The 19,273-nt window shown below is 74.3% G+C and carries 19 protein-coding genes; 11 read left to right on the top strand and 8 right to left on the bottom strand.

What is annotated here, in order from left to right; all coding sequences use genetic code 11:
* The first annotated feature begins 127 nt into the window (after positions 1-127).
* Positions 128-1,465, top strand: a complete 1,338-nt coding sequence (locus VKA29_RS26285) for a sigma-70 family RNA polymerase sigma factor (protein WP_324788461.1) — start codon at positions 128-130, stop codon at positions 1,463-1,465.
* A 97-nt stretch (positions 1,466-1,562) separates the two neighbouring features.
* Positions 1,563-3,338: a glycoside hydrolase family 15 protein gene (locus VKA29_RS26280; RefSeq protein ID WP_324788460.1), complete on the top strand. Its 1,776-nt coding sequence runs from the start codon at positions 1,563-1,565 to the stop codon at positions 3,336-3,338.
* A gap of 141 nt (positions 3,339-3,479) precedes the next feature.
* On the opposite strand, the gene VKA29_RS26275 is transcribed toward VKA29_RS26280, so the two are convergent.
* Positions 3,480-5,279 (bottom strand): thiamine pyrophosphate-requiring protein, encoded by a 1,800-nt coding sequence (locus VKA29_RS26275; RefSeq protein ID WP_324788459.1) that lies wholly within the window; start codon positions 5,277-5,279, stop codon positions 3,480-3,482.
* A gap of 297 nt (positions 5,280-5,576) precedes the next feature.
* Here VKA29_RS26275 and VKA29_RS26270 point away from each other — a divergent pair, with 297 nt between their 5' ends.
* From VKA29_RS26270 to VKA29_RS26255, 4 genes are all read left to right on the top strand, one after another.
* Positions 5,577-6,143 carry a DUF2243 domain-containing protein gene (locus VKA29_RS26270; RefSeq protein ID WP_324788458.1) on the top strand — a complete coding sequence of 189 codons (567 nt, stop codon included), beginning with the start codon at positions 5,577-5,579 and terminating at the stop codon, positions 6,141-6,143.
* Complete coding sequence (locus tag VKA29_RS26265) at positions 6,143-6,967, top strand: cytochrome c oxidase assembly protein (RefSeq protein ID WP_324788457.1); 825 nt, start codon at positions 6,143-6,145, stop codon at positions 6,965-6,967. Before VKA29_RS26270 ends, VKA29_RS26265 begins: the two co-directional genes overlap by 1 nt.
* Positions 6,964-7,689, top strand: coding sequence for an SDR family NAD(P)-dependent oxidoreductase (locus tag VKA29_RS26260; RefSeq protein WP_324788456.1), 726 nt, complete (start codon positions 6,964-6,966; stop codon positions 7,687-7,689). Before VKA29_RS26265 ends, VKA29_RS26260 begins: the two co-directional genes overlap by 4 nt.
* A gap of 81 nt (positions 7,690-7,770) precedes the next feature.
* Positions 7,771-8,145 (top strand): nuclear transport factor 2 family protein, encoded by a 375-nt coding sequence (locus tag VKA29_RS26255; RefSeq protein ID WP_324788455.1) that lies wholly within the window; start codon positions 7,771-7,773, stop codon positions 8,143-8,145.
* Positions 8,146-8,340: 195 nt separating this feature from the next.
* Here VKA29_RS26255 and VKA29_RS26250 read toward each other — a convergent pair whose 3' ends face one another.
* A complete protein-coding gene (locus tag VKA29_RS26250) occupies positions 8,341-8,976 on the bottom strand; it encodes a TetR/AcrR family transcriptional regulator (protein ID WP_324788512.1) in 636 nt (211 codons plus the stop codon).
* 55 nt (positions 8,977-9,031) lie between these two features.
* Here VKA29_RS26250 and VKA29_RS26245 point away from each other — a divergent pair, with 55 nt between their 5' ends.
* A complete protein-coding gene (locus VKA29_RS26245) occupies positions 9,032-9,496 on the top strand; it encodes an SRPBCC family protein (RefSeq protein ID WP_324788454.1) in 465 nt (154 codons plus the stop codon).
* 216 nt (positions 9,497-9,712) lie between these two features.
* Positions 9,713-10,363 (top strand): hypothetical protein, encoded by a 651-nt coding sequence (locus VKA29_RS26240; RefSeq protein WP_324788453.1) that lies wholly within the window; start codon positions 9,713-9,715, stop codon positions 10,361-10,363.
* A gap of 104 nt (positions 10,364-10,467) precedes the next feature.
* Here VKA29_RS26240 and VKA29_RS26235 read toward each other — a convergent pair whose 3' ends face one another.
* From VKA29_RS26235 to VKA29_RS26225, 3 genes are all read right to left on the bottom strand, one after another.
* Positions 10,468-11,373: an NAD-dependent protein deacetylase gene (locus tag VKA29_RS26235; RefSeq protein ID WP_324788452.1), complete on the bottom strand. Its 906-nt coding sequence runs from the start codon at positions 11,371-11,373 to the stop codon at positions 10,468-10,470.
* A gap of 195 nt (positions 11,374-11,568) precedes the next feature.
* Positions 11,569-12,036, bottom strand: a complete 468-nt coding sequence (locus VKA29_RS26230; RefSeq protein WP_324788451.1) for a MarR family transcriptional regulator — start codon at positions 12,034-12,036, stop codon at positions 11,569-11,571.
* The gene (locus tag VKA29_RS26225) at positions 12,033-12,527 is read right to left on the bottom strand and encodes a MarR family winged helix-turn-helix transcriptional regulator (RefSeq protein ID WP_324788450.1); all 495 of its coding nucleotides are present in this window, start codon (positions 12,525-12,527) and stop codon (positions 12,033-12,035) included. The genes VKA29_RS26230 and VKA29_RS26225 overlap by 4 nt, the downstream gene beginning before the upstream one ends.
* Before the next feature lie 78 nt (positions 12,528-12,605).
* Here VKA29_RS26225 and VKA29_RS26220 point away from each other — a divergent pair, with 78 nt between their 5' ends.
* The gene (locus VKA29_RS26220; RefSeq protein ID WP_324788449.1) at positions 12,606-14,354 is read left to right on the top strand and encodes a serine/threonine-protein kinase; all 1,749 of its coding nucleotides are present in this window, start codon (positions 12,606-12,608) and stop codon (positions 14,352-14,354) included.
* A 340-nt stretch (positions 14,355-14,694) separates the two neighbouring features.
* On the opposite strand, the gene VKA29_RS26215 is transcribed toward VKA29_RS26220, so the two are convergent.
* Both VKA29_RS26215 and VKA29_RS26210 read right to left on the bottom strand, forming a co-directional pair.
* Positions 14,695-15,258: a DUF3291 domain-containing protein gene (locus VKA29_RS26215; protein WP_324788448.1), complete on the bottom strand. Its 564-nt coding sequence runs from the start codon at positions 15,256-15,258 to the stop codon at positions 14,695-14,697.
* A 41-nt stretch (positions 15,259-15,299) separates the two neighbouring features.
* Complete coding sequence (locus VKA29_RS26210; protein WP_324788447.1) at positions 15,300-15,968, bottom strand: helix-turn-helix transcriptional regulator; 669 nt, start codon at positions 15,966-15,968, stop codon at positions 15,300-15,302.
* Positions 15,969-16,128: 160 nt separating this feature from the next.
* On the opposite strand from VKA29_RS26210, the gene VKA29_RS26205 reads away from it, so the two are divergent.
* Positions 16,129-16,386: a hypothetical protein gene (locus VKA29_RS26205; protein WP_324788446.1), complete on the top strand. Its 258-nt coding sequence runs from the start codon at positions 16,129-16,131 to the stop codon at positions 16,384-16,386.
* Positions 16,387-16,410: 24 nt separating this feature from the next.
* On the opposite strand, the gene VKA29_RS26200 is transcribed toward VKA29_RS26205, so the two are convergent.
* Positions 16,411-17,577, bottom strand: coding sequence for a helix-turn-helix domain-containing protein (locus VKA29_RS26200; RefSeq protein WP_324788445.1), 1,167 nt, complete (start codon positions 17,575-17,577; stop codon positions 16,411-16,413).
* Between the two features lie 155 nt (positions 17,578-17,732).
* Here VKA29_RS26200 and VKA29_RS26195 point away from each other — a divergent pair, with 155 nt between their 5' ends.
* Entirely contained in the window at positions 17,733-19,226 is a 1,494-nt protein-coding gene (locus VKA29_RS26195) for a long-chain fatty acid--CoA ligase (RefSeq protein ID WP_324788444.1), read from the top strand.
* The last annotated feature ends 47 nt before the right edge of the window (positions 19,227-19,273 follow it).

Raw genomic sequence — 19,273 nt, 5'->3', positions numbered from 1 at the left:
GCCGGCCACGCCCCGGCACGACAACAGCAGCGTCACCTGAGACCGCCGGTCGCCGCCGCCTCCCGGGCGGCGGTGCGCGACGGCAACCGCCGTCGCCCGCCAGCCGGCCCGACCTCCGCGGAGTCCCATGTCTTCCTCAGCCGCCGGCCCGCTCCGGCCCCGCGACGCCACCGCCGCGGCGGAACCGTCCTCCGAGCGGTTCGACGTGCTGATGCGCGAGCTGGCGGAACAGCCTCCGGGGCCCCGGCGCGCCGCCCTGCGGGACCAGGTCCTGGTCCTGCTGCTCCCGCTGGCCCGCCGGGTGGCGCGCCGCTACCGGCACCGCGGGGAGGACCTCGACGACCTGGTCCAGGTCGCCTCGCTCGGGCTGGTCAAGGCCGTCGACGGATACGACCCGGCGCTCGGGCACGCCTTCCTGTCGTACGCGCTGCCGAAGGTGACCGGTGAGCTGCGGCGGCACCTGCGCGACCGTACCGCGGCCGTACGGCTGCCCCGCCCGCTGCACGAGGCGAGCCGCCAGGTCTTCCAGGCGGTCGAGGAGCTCGAGCAGCGCCTCGGCGGCCGCCCGCCCACCCCTGAGCAGATAGCCGAGCACACCGGGCTCGAGCCCCATCGCGTGCTGTCCGCGCTGCGTGCGGTGCACGAGTGCCGTCCGCGTTCCCTGGACGAACCGGCGGCGCACGACCAGGACTCCCCGCTCGCCTGCCTGATCGGCGCGGAGGACGCGGCCCTCGGCCGGGTCCTCGACACCCTGGCGGTGACGGCCCTGGTGAAGCGGTTGCCGGAGCGGGACCGCCGAGTGCTCTACCTGCGCTTCTACCGGGAACAGACCCAGCAGCAGATCGCGGACGTCATCGGTGTCTCGCAGATGCAGGTCTCGCGCATCCTGCGGCGCTGTCTCGAACGGCTGCGGGAGGCCCTGTCGGCGGCCGAGCCGCCGACCGTGGACGGCGAGCGGGCGCCGCGGCCGGGCAGCGGCCGGCCCGCCCGGGGGGGCGTCCCCGCCCCGCCGCCCGGGCCGCGGGGCGGAGTCGGCGCGTCCCGCGTGTCCCGCCGGGCCCGCCGGGCCGGCACGCGCGGCAGCCGGACCCGCGGCCCGCACGGAGCCGGGCCCGGACCGTCCGGGCGGCGGGCGGGCCGCCTCCGGGCGCCGTACCGGTGTCCGTCGGACACGCGTCGCGCCGGGCCGCCGGGACCGCCCGGCGCGGCGATCCGCCGGCTTCCGCGCGGTGTCGCCGCGCGCCCGCCCGGGAAGGGGCGGGGAGGCGGGCTCCCGCGGCGACCGCCGGACCCGGGTCGGGGCCGTGCGGCGAACGGCGGGGGCACGGCTGGCCGCCGCGGCCCCGCACTCCGCACGGCCCGGCGAGGCCGCACGCCCCGGCGAGGCCGCACGCCCCGGCAGGCCGCGCGGCCCCCGCCCGCCGCCGGGTGCCCGCGGAGACAGCTCCGGAGCCGCAGAAGGTGACCGGTCGCGGAACCGACGGCGCCGGGGCGGTCGGCAGCCGGACGACCGGCACGACGCCGTCGCACCGCCCGCCGCAGAGCCCTCCGGGTGAGGTGTCATGAAAGACAGATCGCACAGGCCGGCGGCGCCCCACCGGGCCTGCCTGCCGCATGTCCTGCGGGAGTACGCCGTCATCGCCGACGGCGAGCGCGGGGCGGTGGTGGATCCACAGGGCAGGATCGTGTGGCTGTGCGCGCCACGCTGGCACGGTGACGCGGTGTTCTCGGCACTGATCGGCGGCGCCGGGCACTTCACGGTGGGGCCCGCGGACCGCTGGCACGTGTGGGGCGGCGCCTACGAGGAAGGCACCCTCATCCACGTGAGCCGGTGGGTGAGCGCCGACTCCGTGATCGAGTGCCGCGACGCCCTGGCGATGCCGGCCTCGGCCGACCGTCTCGTCCTGCTGCGCCGGATGCGGGTCGTACGGGGCGAGGCACTGCTGCGGCTGGAACTGGAACCGCGTCCGGGCTTCGGCGCCCACCGGATGCGGGACCCCCGGCTGGAGGGGGACGCGTGGACCGCCTCCGGCGGGGGGCTGCGGCTGCGGCTCCTCGGTGCCCCTGGCGCGTCGTGGCATCCGGACACCGGACTGCGCGGCGAGTTCCGGCTGCGCCGGGGGCAGGAGCACGACCTCGTGCTGGAGCTGTCCACCGGCCCCGGCCGGCACCGCCTCGACCCGGCGGAACTGTGGCGGACCACCGAGCGGGAGTGGCGGCGCGCCGTACCGGACTGCTCCGCCCTCGCCGCCCCGCGCGACGCGGCGCACGCGTACGCCGTCCTGCACGGGCTGACCAGTTCCGCCGGCGGCATGGTCGCGGCCGCCACCACCTCCCTGCCGGAGCGGGCCAACACCGGGCGCAACTACGACTACCGCTACGCCTGGCTGCGGGACCAGTGCTACGCGGGCCTCGCGGTCGCCGCGCACGGGCCGCACGAACTCCTCGACCGCGCCGTACGGTTCACCGCCGACCGCCTCCTCGCCGACGGCGACCGGGTGCGGCCCGCCTACACCGTCTCCGGGGAGCCGATGCCCGAGGAACGCGCGCTGTCGCTGCCCGGCTACCCGGGCGGCAGCGACCGGATCGGCAACCGGGCTACCACGCAGTTCCAGCTCGACACCTTCGGCGAGGCGTTGCAGCTGTTCGCGGCCGCCGCGCGCCACGACCGGCTCACCGCGGACGCGGAGGCCGCGGCGCGGATCGCCGTCGACGCCGTGGAACGCCGCTGGCCGGAACCCGACGCCGGACTGTGGGAGCTGGAGAACCGGTTCTGGACGCATTCGCGGCTCAGCGTGGTGTGCGGACTGCGCCGGATCGCCGACGTCCTGCCCGGCGGGGCGGGCCGGCGCTGCGCCGGGATCGCCGACACCGTCCTGGCCGAGACCCGCCGACGCTGCCTGCACCCGGACGGGTACTGGCGGCGGGCCGCGGACGACGACGGGCCCGAGGCGGCGCTGCTCGTGCCGCTGGCGCGGGGATGCGCGGACGCCGGCGACCCGAGCGCCGCGCGCACCCGCGACCGGATCGAGGACCGGCTGGCCGAGGACGGATACCTGTACCGCTTCGGCCATCCCGGGGAACCGCTCGGCGAGGCCGAGGGCGCCTTCCTGCTGTGCGGGTTCCACATGGCGCTGGCCGCCCACCGGCTCGGCGACCCGGTCGGCGCCGTCCGCTGGTTCGAACGCACCCGGGCGGCCTGCGGGCCGCCGGGGCTGTTCGCGGAGGAGTACGACGTACGTCAGCGCCAGCTGCGGGGCAACCTGCCCCAGGCCTTCGTGCACGCCCTGCTGCTGGAGTGCGCGGTGCGCCTCGGCGGGGCGTCGACCGAGCCGTGACGAACGCGGCGACCACGTTTCCGGCTCTTGAGCGCCCGCGTCACGTGCCGCGTGCCCGCGTCACACGCGTGCCCGCGTCACGTGCCGCCAGGCGCCGCTCCTGCGCCTGCGCCTGGCGGGACGTGACGCGGCTCCCGTTCGTCAGCGCCCCCGGCCCGGCAGGTGCTCGGCGTACTGGGTGATCTTCTGCCGTACGCCCTTGGCGGTGATCCCGGCCTTCTCCGGGTCGTGCAGCACCGCCTTGGCGGTCTTCTTGCCCTGCTCGGTCATGATGTGCGGCGGGATCGGCGCGATCTCCGGATCGACCTTGAACTCGAGCACGACAGGCACCGCGGACGCCAGGGCCTCGTCCCAGGCGGCACCGATCTTCTTGGGGTCGTCGCACACGATGCCCTTGAGTCCGATCAGCTGGGCGTAGGCCGCGTACGGGATGTCGGGGATGGTCTGCGATCCGGGGTACTTCGGGTCCCCGGCCATGGCCCGCTGCTCCCAGGTGACCTGGTTGAGGTCATGGTTGTTGAACACGCAGAAGACCAGTGGCGGAGGCCCGGCGAGGCGGTCGAGGTACCGCTTGACGGTGATCATCTCGTTCATGCCGTTCATCTGGAACGCGCCGTCGCCCACGAACGCGATGACGGGGCGGTCCGGGTAGGCGAACCGCGCGGCGATGGCGTACGGCGTGCCCGGGCCCATGGTGGCGAGGGTGCCGGAGAGCGAGGCACGCATGCCCTGGCGCATCTTGACGTTGCGGGCCCACCAGTTGGTGCCCGAGCCCGAGTCCGCGGTCAGGATCGCGCCGTCCGGCAGCCTGGACGACAGCTCGGAGGCGACGGCCTGGGGATTGATGGTGTGGCCGAAGTGCTGGGCGGCCCACCGCTCGCACAGGTCGTCCCACTCACGGACGCCCTTTTCGATCTTCTCCCGCCACGAGCGGTCCGCCTTGCGCCGCAGCAGGGGGATGAGAGCCTTCAGGGCCTCCTTGGCGTCCGCGACGAGATGCGCCTCCATCGGGTAGCGGATGCCGATCATGCGCCCGTCGATGTCGATCTCGACGCCGCGCGCCTGGCCTTCGTCGGGCAGCCACTCCGAGTACGGGAAGCTGCTGCCGACCATCAGCAGGGTGTCGCAGCCCCGCATCATGTCGTCGCTCGGCTTGCTGCCGAGCAGGCCGATGGGACCGGTGACGAACGGCAGGTCGTCGGGCAGTACCTCGCGGCCGAGCAGGGCCTTGGCGACGCCGGCGCCGAGCAGTTCGGCCACCTCGATGACTTCTGCCTCGGCGCCCGCGGCGCCCTGCCCGACGAGCATGGCCACCCTGTCGCCCGCGTTGAGGATGTCCGCGGCCCTGCGCACCTCCTCGGGGTCCGGCAGCACCCGCGGGCGGCTCCAGCCCACGCTGGAGAACACCGAGCCGTGCTTCTTCGGCGGCGAGGGCTGGGCGTCCTCCTCCTGCACGTCCTCCGGGATGATGATCGTCGCGACGCCGCGGGTGGTGAGCGCGGTCTTGAACGCCCGGTCGATGACGTGCCGTGCCTGCGCCGGGTGCACGATCATCTGGCAGAACTCGGACACGTCCGCGAACAGCCGCTCCAGATCCACCTCCTGCTGGTAGTGCGCGCCCAGACTGAGCCGCTTCTGCTGCCCCAGCACGGCGACCACCGGCTGGTGATCGAGCTTGGCGTCGTACAGGCCGTTGAGCAGGTGGATCGCGCCGGGGCCCGAGGTGGCGGTGCAGCAGCCCACCTCGCCGGTGAACTTGGCGTGCGCGCACGCCATGAACGCGGCCATCTCCTCGTGCCTGACCTGGATGAACTCCGGCTCCCCCTTGGCCCGGTCGAAGGCACCCAGCAGTGGGTTGATGCCGTCGCCCGGATATCCGTACACGCGCTCGACACCCCACTCGGTCAGGCGTTGCAGTACGTAGTCGGCCACTTCGGTCATGGACTTCTCCTGAGCGAACGGTGGGAACAGTGCGGCCCCCGGGGTGCCTCCGGCACCGGCCGGTAAACCCCTTCCCGCGCTCCGGCCACACCTGCGCCGACGCCTGTCGGCCTGCCGGCCTGCCGGCCTGCCGGAGGAACCGCGGGATGCCGGTCACGCGCCGGCTGCCGCGGTGCGGCGGGCGGCGCCTGGGCGGAACGACGGAAGTACCGCGCGCGTCGGTGACGAAGGCGGAGCGGGCGGGAAACCGTGTCCGGAAGGCAGGACGCGCACGGCCGACAGGACGGAGAACCGGTGATGGCCACCACCACGGGCACAACCGGGGCGCACACGGCGGTGCCGGGCAGCCTGCGACTGCCCGGCATCGTCCTCGGAGTGGGCCTCGGCGGGTTCGTCGACGGCATCCTGCTGCACCAGATCCTGCGATGGCACCACATGCTCTCCAGCACCGACCACGACCACATCGGAGTGAAGTACTACGACCCGGAATCGGTCTCCGGTCTGGAGATGAACACCGTGTGGGACGGCATCTTCCACGCGGTCTGCTGGATCGCCGTCCTGGTGGGCCTGGCCGTGCTCTACTCCCGGGTCACCCACGACCGGCGGGCGGTGTGGGCCTCACGGGTCCTGTGGGGCTGGATCCTGGCCGGCTGGGGCCTGTTCAACCTGGCCGAGGGACTGCTGGACCACCAGGCCCTGGGCATCCACCACGTCCACCCCGGCTCCCGCCAGGCGTGGTGGGACGCGGCCTTCCTCGTTCTCGGCGGCCTGCTCCTGGTCGGCGGCCACCTGCTCCGGCGCAGTGGCCGGCCCTTCGACCCCGAAGCCCCCCGCGGCGCCGGGCGGACCGGAGGCCGGGCCTGATGGACACGCACCACCACGGCGGGAGCGGCACCGGCCTGCCGGGGGCGGTGCCGACCGCGCTGGTCCTGCTCGCCGCGGCCGGCGGCTACCTGCTCGCCGTCCGCCGGGCCCGGCGCCGCAACCCCGCCCGGGGCTGGAGCACCCGGCGGTCGGCGTCCTTCCTGACCGGGCTGGCGCTGCTCGCCGTCGCGCTGCTGCCTCCGATGGCACCCGCCGCGCACTCCGACTTCCGCGCGCACATGGCCCAGCACATGCTCATCGGCATGTACGCGCCGCCGGCCCTCGTGCTGGCCGCCCCGGTCACCCTCCTGCTGCGCACGCTGCCGCCGCGCCGGGCGCGCCGGGTGACGGCGGTGCTGCACAGCCGTCCCGCGCGGCTGGCGGCCCACCCGGCGGTGGCACTGGCGCTGAGCACCGGCACCCTCGGTCTGCTGTACTTCACGCCGCTGTACGACACCGCCATGGCCCACCCCGCCGGGCACCGGTTGATGAACGCCCACTTCCTCGCCTCCGGTTGCCTGTTCGCCCACGCCATCGCCGGTCCCGATCCCGCACCCGCCCGGCCCGGCGTCCGTGCCCGCCTGGTCTGCCTGGGCGTGGCGATCGCCGCGCACGCCTTGATCTCCCAGGCCGTGTACGGCGGGTTCTTCGTCGACATCCACGCCCCCGTCGACCAGGTGCGGCAAGGCGCCGAGATCATGTACTACGGCGGGGACATCGCCGAACTGCTGCTGGCGGCCGCGCTGGTGGCCACCTGGCGGCCCGAACGCCGCCCCACGGCGGCCCTGCCGGCCTCTGACGTGCGGAAGGCGGTGCGCTCATGAGCGGGATCCTGGTGACCGGCTCCGCGGACGGTCTGGGACGTGCCGCGGCGGACACGCTGCTGTCCGCGGGCCATGACGTCGTGGTGCACGCCCGCGACCAGGAGCGAGCGGCGAGCCTCGGGGGACTCGTCGGCCGCGGGGCGCGCATCGTCGTGGGCGACTTCACGGAGCGCGCCGCCGTACGGCGCGTCGCGGCCGAACTGAATGACGCCGGGCCGCTGGACGCGGTGATCCACAATGCCGGTGTGTGGAGCGGACCCGCGGTCATGCCGGTGAACATCGTCGCGCCGTACCTGCTCACGGCCCTGCTGCGCGGGCCGCGCCGGCTGGTGTATCTGAGCAGCGGCTCCCGTTTCGGCGGGCGGACCTCGCTCGTCGGCGTCGACTGGCTCGGCCGGAGCGCGGGCTCGTACGCCGACAGCAAGCTGTTCGTCACGACGCTCGCGGCCGCGGTGGCCCGGCTGCGTCCCGGGGTGCTGAGCAACGCCGTGGATCCCGGGTGGGTGCCGACGAAGATGGGCGGGCCGAGCGCACCGGACGATCTGGAGCTGGGCCACCGGACGCAGGAGTGGCTCGTGTCGAGCGACGACCCCGCCGCGCTGACCAGCGGCGGGTACTGGTACCACCGGCAGCGGCAGCAGCCGCACCGCGCCGTCCACGACGAGGCGTTCCAGGACCTCCTGCTGCGGACCCTGGCCGAGGAGACGGGCACCACGCTGTGACCGCCGCGCGGAGGCCGAGGGTCCTCCCGCGGGGGAGACGCGGAGGGCCTGGTTCCGCGGCGGGGCTGGTATGACTGGCGCATGCAGGCAGAAACCGCTCAGTCGGCGATCGACACCTTCATCTCGGCCTTCAACGCTTCCCAGGACGCCTATGTCACGTCTCTGCTCTCCCAGGCACTGACCTCTGACGTGGTCTTCTGGGGGCCACTGGGGCGAAGGGAGGGAATCGAGGCAGTCGAGCGGTTCGTGCTGGACATCCGGCGCCACCCGGCCGGAGTGGGCACGATGGTCCGCTGCTCCGGGGTCGACATGCCCGACGAGTGGGCTCGGTACCAATGGGTCTTCACCACACCGGACGGGGGCCCGCGGCTGGCGGGAACCGATGTCGTTCACCTGCGGCGCAGCCTCATCGACCAGATCATCGTCTTCGCGGGAGACATCCACCCGTCCCCGTGACGACAGGGCCGAGCCTTCCCCGGCAAGGTGCATTACGTAAAGCTGTCCAGCCCTGGCCGGGCGCCGAGCCGGGTGGCAAGCAGCGGCGGAGCAGCGGTCTGCCGGGCGGGCCGCGGCTGGCAGGCGGGGCAGGACCGCGGCCCGCCGAGCGAGACGGCAGGGGTCAGCGCGACGCGCGGCGCTGCGGCCGGCCCGTCACTCCGCGCCGTAGTACAGCCGGAGGAATTCCTCCATCGCCGCGTCGACGCCTGCACGGTCGCCGGTGGCGAGCAGGTCGAGCAGCAGTCCGCGGACGGTGGCGAGGCCCAGCCGCGCGCGGTTGCGGGCCGCGACGGGGTCCGCGCCGGCGGCGACCTCGGCGGCGACTAGCGGCTCCAGCCAGTCCGCGACAAGCCCGTCCAGGACCGGGGCGGCCTCGGGGCGGCCCCGCAGCGCACGCCCGAGGAGCTCGAAGAAGAGCCGTTCCTGATTGGCCAGTCGAGGGTCCGTCAACTGCCGCCAGAGAAGTCGCGCGGCGTCGGCGGGCGGGAGGCCGGGCTGCGAGCGGAGCCGGGACAGCAGCTCGCGCTGATGCCGCTCCGACGCCCGGACGATCTCGACGAGGAGCTGTTCCTTGGTGCCGAAGTAGTGGATCAGCATGCGATGGCTGACGCCGATCGCGGCGCCGAGACGGCGCAGGCTCAGGTCGGCCATGCCGTGCGCCGCGACGTGGGCGACGGCCGCGTCCACGATCCGGGCCCGCCGATCGCCGTCCGTGGCGGCAGCGCCGACGCCTGCGTCGGCGTCGGCACCGGCGTCGGGGGTTTCGTCCTCGGGCCGCGGGCCGTCCATGTTCGCCACGTCGCGAGCGTACCAAGTGGTACATGGACTGTGTACCGTGTGGTACATGAAGTCTGTCACCGTGTCGATCGACGTTCCGCAGACGCCCGAGCAGGTCTACGACTTCCTCGATGTCATGGCTCACCACGAGCGGTTCACGAACCACTATCTGTCCAACTGGCGCTACAGCGGCCCCGGGCGCGGCGTCGGATCGTGCGCCACGGTCACCGCCGCCCTGGGAGGTCTGAGGACCGACATCGCCATCGAGGTCGTCGCGGCCGACGCACCACGGCGCATCGTCGAACGGAACGTCAGCGCGGCCGGCCGGCGGCTGGCCAACGGCACGTACACCATCGAGCCGCTCGAGACCGGCGGCAGCAGGGTCTCGTTCACGTACGCCTGGGTTCTCGCCCCGCTCGGCGACCGTCTGCTGGCGCCCGTCGTCCGGGCCACGATGCGACGCGCCAACCGCACGGTCATGCGGCGCCTGGCCACCGAACTGGCCCGCCACGCGTCCGCCGCCGGCTCCTGACCCCCGGCTCCCGCACCGGCATCGGCTCCCGCCGGCCATCAGCACGGTTGCCGCGTACCGCGGAGGCGGGGCCGTTCGACCCTGGCCCGGCGTGCGACCGCGCACCTGTCGCACCCCCGGGAACGAAGCGTGTCACAAGGCAGGTCCCCAGCGTGGCCGCCTCCACCAGGGCCTGCACCCAGGTCTCCGCCCACGCCTCCGAAGGAGCGCCGCACCATGCCGATCACGAAGCCCCTCCCGGACCTCGACGACCTGCTCGCCGACATGGGCGCGGGCGGCAGCCGGATCAGCGGCATCGACGCCGGTGAGGCCGCCGTCGGCACCATCGCGGTGTGCGTCGGCTGGGAACTGGACCTGTCCGAGCGCTTCCCCGACTCCAAGGACAGCGAACTGCCCCTGCCCGCGCCGGCATTGGCCGGACGGACGCTGCCGGTGACCGGTTCCGGGCGCCGACTGCGGCGGCTCGCCCAGGATCCGCCGGCCGGCATCGGGCGGTGCGCGTCCACCGGGACGGACGGTCGGCCACCCCGCACACCTCACCGCGCCACCGGTTCGTCGGCCTCACCAGCGAGTTCACCTCCCACCTGGCCATCCACCAGGACCGGATGGCGCGCCGCGCCATCCCGTTCCAGGCCCTGGTGCACGCCCAGCCCCGCACCTGACCCCACCTCAGCCACATCCCCGCCCACCGCACCACGCCGCCCCTCGACTCCCGGGCTGCGGGAGGCTCAGGCGGTGCTGTGGAGCAAGCACGGCGTCGTGGCCCGCTCGGACCTGTCGGTCGCGCACGCGGTCGACCGCGTCGAATACGCCGAGACAGGCGCCCGTACACGGACCTGGTCGCCGGACGCCGGGCCGAAGGCCTGACGAGGGACGGGGTCGAGCGCGTGGCCACCGCCTTCGACGTGAACTCGCCGTCCATGGCGGACGGTGACGGCGGACGGTGACGGCGGACGGCGTCCCGATGCGGCTCAGGCCCGGGGCGCCGTCTCGCCGTCGACGGGGATGCCCAGCCGGCCCGCCACGGCGGTGAGGGCCGCCCCCAGCGGGAGTGCGACGCGGGTGACGGCGTGCCGGTCGCCCCGGGTCACGTCCCGGTTGACGATCAGCACCGGTTTGCCCGCCTCGGCCGCCTGACGGACGAACCGCAGTCCCGACATCACCGTCAGCGAGGAGCCCAGTACCAGCAGGGAGGCCGCTTCGCGGACCAGCGCGCGGCAGTGCTCGACCCGCCCCGGCGGAACGGCCTCACCGAAGAACACCACGTCCGGCTTGAGGACGCCGCCGCACACCGTGCAGGGCACCACCCGGAAGTCTCCGACCTGTTCGTCGGTGAGGTCGGCGTCGCCGTCCGGGTTGATCCCGGCCGCCACCGGATCGAACCCCGGATTGACCTCCTCCAGCCGCCGGGCGAGTTCGGCGCGGGGACTGCGGGCGCCGCAGGAGAGGCAGACGACGCGGTCCAGGCTTCCGTGCAGTTCCACGACGTCCTCGCTGCCCGCAGCCTGGTGGAGTCCGTCGACGTTCTGGGTGATCACGCCCGAGAGCAGCCCGTGCCGGCCGAACGCGGCCGTCGCCCGGTGCCCCGCGTTGGGACGGGCACGGCCGAAGGTGCGCCGGCCGAGATGGCTGCGCGCCCAGTACCGGCGTCGGGCGCGGGCGCTGCCGGTGAACTCCTGGTAGGTCATCGGGGTGTGCCGGCTCAGGCTCCCGCCCTCGCCCCGGTAGTCGGGGATGCCCGATTCCGTGGAGATGCCCGCCCCGCTGAGTACCAGAACACCGCCGGCGCCGAGCGCGTCGGCGACCGGCCCCAGGTCCGTGGTGCCCGGCGGCAGGTCCTCGGCAGGGGTCCAGCTCAATGTGGGGCGCATGCGCATGCCGTCAGGGTACGGAACACCGCGACCGATGCCGCGCCGGCAGCCCTGTCCCCCGTGCGCCGGACCGCCCCCACCGCACCGGCGCGCCACAGGAGACGGCGCGGACGGCGCCGCGGTCCTCCGGAACAGACGTGGCGGCGCGCCGCACGCCCGGCGCGATCCCACCCTGGCGTGCGGCGGTCCTCACCGGTGGGGTCAGGCGGTCAGCGCCGCGAGTTCCGCGTCGGCTCGCTCGGTGACCAGGGCGAGGACGCGGCCGGCGGCGGCCAGGTCGTCGGCGGGTATGCCGCCCCAGATGCGGGCGGTGACGGGGGCGGTCTCCGCGCCGACGGCGGAGAGCAGTTCGCGTCCCGCGTCCGTGGGGCGGAGGTGGGCGCCGTCCTCGACCAGCAGGCCCCTGGACAGCAGTTCGTCCACGGTGACGCGGATGTCGGCGGGGTCGGCCTTGAGGGAGGCCCGAACCTGGGTGACGAGGTCGTCCCGCGTCCGCGGGGCGTCGGCGGTGACGGCGGCGCGCAGGGTGACCTGCTGCTGGAAGGTGATGCCGTGCCGGGTCAGGACGCACTCCAGGACGCCGCGGGCGGCGTAGTGGGCCAGGCCGAGGGTGCGGGCCTCGGCGACGGGTGCGGGTGCGGTGGCGGTGGCGGTGGCGGTGGCGGTCATGGTGTTGCCCCCTGGGTTCGCTCGTCGTTCGGTGCGGAGGGTGCGAGAGGCACGTCGAGCAGGGTCGTCAGTTCATCGGTGAACGTGCGGGTGCGCGCGGCGTCGGGGCCGCCGAGCGGCTCCAGCAGTCGCTGGTGCAGTCCCTGGACCGCCTCGATGGCCTGCCGCGTGACGGCCCGGCCCTGCTCGGTGAGGGCGAGCTGCACGGCGCGCGGGTCGCGGGGATCGCGGGTGCGCTCGATCAGACCCGCCGTCTCCAGGGCCCGCGCCAGCTTCGAGACGTACAGCGCCTCCAGGCCGGTGTGGTCGGCGAGTCGGCGCTGGCTGGGCCGCTCACCCGTGCGCTGCATGCCGTACAGCGAGGCGACCACCGAGTACTGCGCGTGGGTGAGGCCCAGCGGAGCCACCGCGCGATCGACCGCGACGCGCCACTTGTTGGCGAGCCGCCACACCAGGAAACCGGGTGTGGAACCCGGCGAACCCTTGCTCATGCCATTAGATTACATGGCGACTATAGCCATGGCTACTATGTTCTGGCTGTGTCGGTCACGACAACTAAGCTCCCGCGCATGAGTGAGGCAGACAGAGGCACCGAGCGGCGGGTCGTCGACGGGCGCTTCGAACTGGAGGCCCGCCTCGGTGGCGGCGGGATGGGGATGGTCTGGCGGGCCAGGGACCTGGTGCTGCACCGGCAGGTGGCGATCAAGGAGGTCCGTCCGCCCGACCAGGACCTCGCCGAGTACGACCCCGAGGCCGCGCGCATGCTGCGCGAGCGGGTCCTGCGCGAGGCACGGGCACTGGCCAGGATCGACCATCCGAACGTCGTGACGATCCACCACATCGTCGACGGCGGCGACGGCACCTATCCGTGGATCGTGATGGAACTCGTCACCGGCGGCTCACTGGCCGACCGGCTGGCCCGGGGACCGATGCCGCCCGAGGAGGCGGCCCGGATCGGCCGGGGCGTGCTGGCCGCGCTGACCGCCGCGCACGACGCCGGTATCCAGCACCGGGACGTCAAGCCCGCCAACGTCCTGCTGCGCCCCGACGGCCGTCCCGTGCTCACCGACTTCGGCATCGCGGCGATCCGTGAGAACACCTCGCTCACCGCGACCGGGTCCATCATCGGCACCCCGGACTTCATGGCGCCGGAACGCATCACCGGGCAGGAGGGCGGGGCCGCGTCCGACCTGTGGTCGCTGGCCATGATGCTGTACACGGCCGTGGAGGGACACCACCCGCTGCGCCGCGGCACCACCATCGCCACGCTCGCCGCGGTCCTGCACGAGGACGTGCCGCCGCCGGTGCGGGCGGGCGCCCTGCAGGACGTGCTCACGAGCGTGCTCGTGCGGGATCCGTCGGCACGGCCGGACGCCGCCACCCTGGACCGGATGCTGGCGGCGGCGGAAACGGGAGCCCCCCGGCCGGGTGTCCCCGCAGGAGCACCGCCGCTCGGCCAGCCCACCTCCTACCCCCCGCACCCGCCGTCCGGCCCGCTCGGCGCCGGGCGGCCCACCGCGCCCGCGCACGCGTCGGCCTCCGCGGGCTTCGGTCCGCCGCCCGCCCCGTTCGGGCCCGCGGCCACGGTCCCGCCGCAGAAAGCGACGGCGCCCATGCGGACGGACGGACGGCGCGGCTCCGGCCGGGCCGTCCTGCTGAGCACGCTGGGCGCCTCCCTCGCGGGCACCGTGGCACTGGTCTGGTGGCTGGTCCCGCTGGGCGGGGACTCCGGCGACGCCAAGGCCGGCGCCTCGGCCGGCGCGTCCGCCACGGCCTCAGCGTCGGGCGGGACCGCGTCGGACACGACCGCCTCGCCCACCACCACCGCCGCACCCGCCGCCGACGGGGCACCGGACAACCAGGGCGACGGCCTGCTCACCCCCGACGGAATCCGGAGCGCCGTCAAGGCGCTCAAGAAGGCCACCGGCCGGACCATGTTCGGCGACTTCACCGTCTACCCCGACTTCGCCAGCGCCCGGATGATGGTCAACGGCAGCAGGACGCGCTACGACTCCTACACCTACCGTCCCGGCCAGGGCGTGACGAAGGACATCATCTCCGGCACCCTGACCGGCGGAACCCAGCCCGTCAGTCTCGACGACTTCGACTGGGACCGGGTCCCGGCGCTCTTCGCGCAGGCGGAGAAGAAGCTGAACGTCGAGGATCCGCAGTCGCGCTACCTGCTCGTGAGGCAGCCCGACACCACGTTCGGCGACCCGGCCGGCATGGCCGTCTACCTGTCGGGCACCTACGGCTCCGGCTACCTCGAGGCCGACACCGACGGCAAGGTGAGGCGGGTGGTACCCGCGGAGGGCTGACCGCCGCCGACCGCACGTCGGGCAGGCCGGCTTCGCCGGGCACCGGGGGACCCGGACTCGGCCCGTTGCCGAGCCCCTGCGCCCCTCACCCGTGTCGACACCGGTGGCCGGGGGCTTCGCCGCCGACGACGAAGACGTGGCGGCCGAAGGGAACGCCGAGGCCAAGCCGCGCCGCACACGGAAGGCCGCCGAGCCCGCCGCGACCGTGGCAGGCATCCCGGCGCAGGCCGCCGGGGACGGTCCTCGGCGTCGTTCACGCAGCCGGGCTGGACGACGCCGAGGATCGGCGGGGCGGACGGGCCCGGTGAAGGCCCGGCCCACGTCCCGACGGCCCGCTCCGTCACACGGCAGCCGCGTCCCCGGGCCGCGCGGCCCGGGCCGGCGGCGCACTGCCGGCCGTCCGCTCGGGCCGCGCCGACGGCACCGGTTCGAGGTGCTGGGCGGCCTCGGCGGCGGTGTACGAGGAGGCGAAGGTGAACGCGCGCGGGGACGGCCCGTGTGCCCGCAGGTGGTCCAGCCGTTCCAGGGCCTCACCGACGGTCGGGAGGTGACCGGCCGGAACCCACCACAGCGCCAGGTGCGCCTCGGCGTGCCGCTCGAACCACTCGCGGCGCCGCCGCATCACCTCCAGGTGCCCGCTGCGGTAGCTGAAGTCCCACAGGACCTCCGGGGACTCCCACACCGTCAGGTTGACGATGACGTTCTCCCCCGCCGGGCGCAGGCCGGTGGCGTCGGCCGCCCCTTCCTCCACGAGCCGCCACACGAAGCCGGGCGCGCCCTCGGCGGCGGCGTTGACCGGGTCGAGCAGCTCGACGAACGGCGCCGTGCGCGGGTCGTCGAGGGGGTGGCGGAGCGTGGCGACGTTGAGCTGGGCGAGGTGGGCGGCGGGCACGGATGCGGTCATGACCTCATCCCAGCACGACGCCCATTTCTATGTCAATCAACTTAGTTTTTAGAATCCTCGACCACCACGCAGCACTCCCCCGGCCGGGCGTCCATCCGGGCGCGCACGGGACCGTCCGTGCCGAGCAGCCCCTCCAGCAGTGCGAGATTCATGCCGCACACGAGCGGCGGGAAGCGTTCGGCGACGGCGTGGAAGGGGCAGTTGCGCATCCGGACCACGCGCCAGGCCGCCCCGGCCGCCTCCTCGGCGCCCGCCAGGTACGGTTCGTAGCCCCGGGCGGCCAGCATCTCCGCGGCCTCGTCGAGCCCGCCGCAGGGCGCCGCGCCGCGCAGGGCCTCGCCCCGGCGGCGCGCGGCCGCGCACAGTCCGGCGTCCAGTCCGGCCTCCTCGGCGGCCTCGGCGAGGAGTTCCGCGGCGGTGCGGTAGTCGCGGGCGGGCAGCGACACCGTCCGCTCGCCCCGCGCCCGCGTGTACACCTTCGCGGGACGCCCCGCCCCGGGCCCCGAACGGCCCGTCAGGCGGCGGCTGCCGCTCTCCAGCAGGCCCGCCTCCGCCAGCCGGTCCAGGTGGTGCGCGGCCAGTGTGCGCGCCACCCCGGCGGCCTCCGCGGCCTCGTTACGGCCGACCTCGCGCCCCTGCGCCACCACGTACTCGTACAGACGGCGCCGTACCGGATCCTGCAGCGCCGCGATCGCTTCGATGTCCTCCACCCGGCCATTCTAGGAACAACCCAGGTTGGAGATAGAAGGGTCAGGCCAGGCCCACGCGGTGACGGAACGGCGCGGGAATCGGCCCGTACACCTCTTCTTCGAGGCGCGTGATCAGTACCGTGTGGGCAGTGATCCGGCGTGGCGGACGAGGAGTCGGGGCATGGCTGCGGCAGACGAGCGACCGGTGGAGATCGACAAGCGGGACATCCCGCTGTCCGGCGGGCGGACCCTGCGGGTGACGGAGTTCGGCAACGGCAGCATCCGCATCGCGGTGCACACCGGGTCCCCCTACGTGATCACCGGCCTGGAGCAGATCGACGGCGGGGCAGTGCTCAGGATCTCGCCCGGACGGGAAGGCTCGAACGCCCACAGGAACCGGGTCCGCGACCACAGCGAGGGGGACGACGTTCCGTCGTAGGGGGCGGGACCGGCGGCGGGTCGGTCACTCCGGCAGCAGGCGCAGGGCGTGCAGGGCGGTGCCCAGGTCGGCGAGGGCGGCCGGGTCGGACAGCGACCGTCCGGTCAGTTCCTCGATGCGGCGGAGCCGGTAGCGCACGGTGTTGGGATGGACGTAGAGCCCCTTCGCCGCCTCGGCCGCGGCGCCGCCCGCGGCGAACCACTGCCCCAGGGTCTCCAGCAGCCGCGCGCGCTCCGCGGCGGGCAGGGCCAGCACCGGGCCCAGGACGACCTCCACCAGACGCTTCGCCTCCGCCGGGGCCGCGGTGACCAGCATCGCGAGGGGGCGGTCGTCGAAGCGGGCCACGCCCGGACCGTCGCCCGGCACCCGGTTCAGGGCGAGCCGGGCGAAACGCAGCGCCTGCGGTGTGTCGCGCAGCGAGTCGAAGAGGGGGCTGACCCCCACGCGGGCGCGGTGCCGCCGCAGCAGGCGCAGGCCCACCGTCTCGGCGCCGGGGTGCGTCAGTGAGACCACGCCGATCTGGGCGTCGGGCAGCAGGCGCCAGGCGGAGGGCACCCGGGCCTCGCGCAACGCGCCCTCGATCCCGGGCAGCGGCTCCTGGCCGGGATCCGGAACGGCCGCGGCCACCACCGCGTAGGGTCCGCGTTCGCTCAGGCCGAGCTGCCCGGCGGCCTCCCACGGCGTGGTGCGCTCCGCCAGAGCGCCGGTGAACAGTGCCTCGACCAGTGCCGAGCGGCGCGCCTCGCGGCGCAGCGCCAGTTCCGCGCTGGTCTCCCGGTAGGAGGCGGCCACCGCCTCGGCGTAGCGTCCGGACAGCGCCCAGATGTCCGACGAGCCCGCGACCAGCTGCGCGTCGGTGACCTCGGGGTGCCGCCGGGCCTCGTCGATCATCCGCGACCAGAGGTACTCGAAGCCGACCCGGAAGGCGTGCAGGGTGTCCGCCAGCGGGACGCCCTGCTCGGCGCGCAGCCGGCCGGTCTCCCAGGCCGAGCGCACGTCGGGGTCCGTGCGAAAGGCGAGATGGCCGAGCACCATGTCGGCGTTGGCCGTGCAGGACTCGTGCAGCGAGGCGAACGGGATCAGGGTCTCGTCGGTGTAGGACTCGACCTCGGAACGGATGCGCCGCGCCATGTCCCCGCCCATTTCCGGCAGCCGGTCACGCAACGCCGCGGCCACGTCCGAGAGTCCCATACCCGCAGCGTACGGCCTGGTGATTGTCTCCGGGAACAATCCGGCGGGGCGGGAGCTGTCCGCACCGCCATGGACCCGTCGGGCTCCGGGCGTGAACATTCCGGCAGCGGTGACGGCGGGACCCGTCAGCCGCGAGCGGGATGCAAGGAGGCATCATGGCCAATCTGGCGGAATTCCTGGTGGAGACGGCGCGTCGGCAGCCCGAGCGGCCGGCGCTGCGCCTGGGGACGGCGACCACCGACTACGCCGAACTGGACCGGCTGAGCGCGCAGGCCGCGGCGCTGCTGCGGACCGAGGGCCTGCGGGCGGGAGACCGGGTCGCCCTCATGCTGCCGAACGTGCCGGAGTTCGTGGTGCTCTACTACGGCATCCTGCGCGCCGGGGGCATCGTGGTGCCGATGAACCCGCTGCTGAAGGCCCGGGAGACCGAGTACCACCTGCGGGACTCGGGCGCCGTGCTGCTGTTCGAGTGGCACGCGGCTCCGGGCGAGGGGGCGCGGGGCGCGGCCGCCGCCGGGGTGCGGCACATCGCCGTGGAACCCGCCGCCTTCGCCGCGGAACTGGCACCGCTGGAGCCGCTGCACGAGGTCGCCGCGGTGGCCGGCGACGACATCGCCGTCCTGCTGTACACCTCCGGCACCACCGGCCGCCCCAAGGGCGCCGCGCTCACCCACGCGGGGCTGCGCCACAACACCGAGGTCAACGTCACCGACGTGCAGCACCTCACGCCCGAGGACGTCATCGTGGGCTGTCTGCCGCTGTTCCACATCTTCGGCCAGACCTGCACGATGAACACCGCCGTGTTCGGCGGCGCCTCGCTCACGCTCATCCCGCGCTTCGACCCGGCGACCGTGATCGAGGCCATCGTCCGCGACGGGGCGACCGTGTTCGAGGGCGTGCCCACGATGTACGCGGCCCTGCTCCAGCACCCGGCCGGCGCCGAGGCCGACGTCTCCAGCCTGCGGATGTGCGTCTCGGGCGGCGCGTCCCTGCCGGTGGAGCTGCTGCACGCCTTCGAGCGCCGCTTCGGCTGCGCCATCCTCGAGGGCTTCGGCATGTCCGAGACCAGCCCGGTCGTCTCCTTCAACCATCTCGACCGCCCCCGCAAGCCGGGATCCATCGGCACCCCCATCCGGGACGTCGAGGTCCGGCTGGTCGACGACGCCGGCCAGGACGTCGCCCCCGGCACGGTCGGCGAACTGGCCGTCCGCGGGCCGAACGTGATGAAGGAGTACTGGAACCGTCCGGAGGAGACCGCGGCCGCGGTGCCCGACGGCTGGCTGCGCACCGGCGACCTGGCGCGCCAGGACGAGGACGGCTACCTCTACATCGTCGACCGCAAGAAGGACCTCATCATCCGCGGCGGCTACAACGTCTACCCGCGTGAGATCGAGGAGGTGCTGCACGAGCACCCGGCGGTCGCCCTCGCCGCCGTCGTGGGCGTCCCCGACGACAGGCTGGGCGAGGAGGTGGCGGCGGCGGTCGTGCTGCGCGCGGGCGCCGAGGAGACGGCCGCGGGGCTGCAGGAGTTCGTGCGCGAGCGGGTGGCCGCGTACAAGTACCCGCGCCAGGTGTGGCTGATGGACGCGCTGCCGATGGGCCCGAGCGGCAAGATCCTCAAGCGGGAGATCACCGCCCGGCTCTCCTGACGGCCCTGATCGCGGGGCGCCGGCGCGCCTGGAATCCGGGAGCGAGC

Origin of the sequence: Streptomyces sp. H51 (assembly GCF_035656535.1) — a bacterium.
Classification (GTDB): Bacteria; Actinomycetota; Actinomycetes; order Streptomycetales; family Streptomycetaceae; genus Streptomyces.
This window is presented reverse-complemented; position numbering and strand designations above follow the sequence as displayed.

Coding starts and splice junctions, on each gene's coding strand:
- VKA29_RS26285 (WP_324788461.1), top strand. CDS start 128: ATGTCTTCCTCAGCCGCCGGCCCGCTCCGGCCCCGCGACGCCACCGCC.
- VKA29_RS26280 (WP_324788460.1), top strand. CDS start 1,563: ATGAAAGACAGATCGCACAGGCCGGCGGCGCCCCACCGGGCCTGCCTG.
- VKA29_RS26275 (WP_324788459.1), bottom strand. CDS start 5,279: ATGACCGAAGTGGCCGACTACGTACTGCAACGCCTGACCGAGTGGGGT.
- VKA29_RS26270 (WP_324788458.1), top strand. CDS start 5,577: ATGGCCACCACCACGGGCACAACCGGGGCGCACACGGCGGTGCCGGGC.
- VKA29_RS26265 (WP_324788457.1), top strand. CDS start 6,143: ATGGACACGCACCACCACGGCGGGAGCGGCACCGGCCTGCCGGGGGCG.
- VKA29_RS26260 (WP_324788456.1), top strand. CDS start 6,964: ATGAGCGGGATCCTGGTGACCGGCTCCGCGGACGGTCTGGGACGTGCC.
- VKA29_RS26255 (WP_324788455.1), top strand. CDS start 7,771: ATGCAGGCAGAAACCGCTCAGTCGGCGATCGACACCTTCATCTCGGCC.
- VKA29_RS26250 (WP_324788512.1), bottom strand. CDS start 8,976: ATGGACGGCCCGCGGCCCGAGGACGAAACCCCCGACGCCGGTGCCGAC.
- VKA29_RS26245 (WP_324788454.1), top strand. CDS start 9,032: ATGAAGTCTGTCACCGTGTCGATCGACGTTCCGCAGACGCCCGAGCAG.
- VKA29_RS26240 (WP_324788453.1), top strand. CDS start 9,713: ATGCCGATCACGAAGCCCCTCCCGGACCTCGACGACCTGCTCGCCGAC.
- VKA29_RS26235 (WP_324788452.1), bottom strand. CDS start 11,373: ATGCGCATGCGCCCCACATTGAGCTGGACCCCTGCCGAGGACCTGCCG.
- VKA29_RS26230 (WP_324788451.1), bottom strand. CDS start 12,036: ATGACCGCCACCGCCACCGCCACCGCCACCGCACCCGCACCCGTCGCC.
- VKA29_RS26225 (WP_324788450.1), bottom strand. CDS start 12,527: ATGAGCAAGGGTTCGCCGGGTTCCACACCCGGTTTCCTGGTGTGGCGG.
- VKA29_RS26220 (WP_324788449.1), top strand. CDS start 12,606: ATGAGTGAGGCAGACAGAGGCACCGAGCGGCGGGTCGTCGACGGGCGC.
- VKA29_RS26215 (WP_324788448.1), bottom strand. CDS start 15,258: ATGACCGCATCCGTGCCCGCCGCCCACCTCGCCCAGCTCAACGTCGCC.
- VKA29_RS26205 (WP_324788446.1), top strand. CDS start 16,129: ATGGCTGCGGCAGACGAGCGACCGGTGGAGATCGACAAGCGGGACATC.
- VKA29_RS26200 (WP_324788445.1), bottom strand. CDS start 17,577: ATGGGACTCTCGGACGTGGCCGCGGCGTTGCGTGACCGGCTGCCGGAA.
- VKA29_RS26195 (WP_324788444.1), top strand. CDS start 17,733: ATGGCCAATCTGGCGGAATTCCTGGTGGAGACGGCGCGTCGGCAGCCC.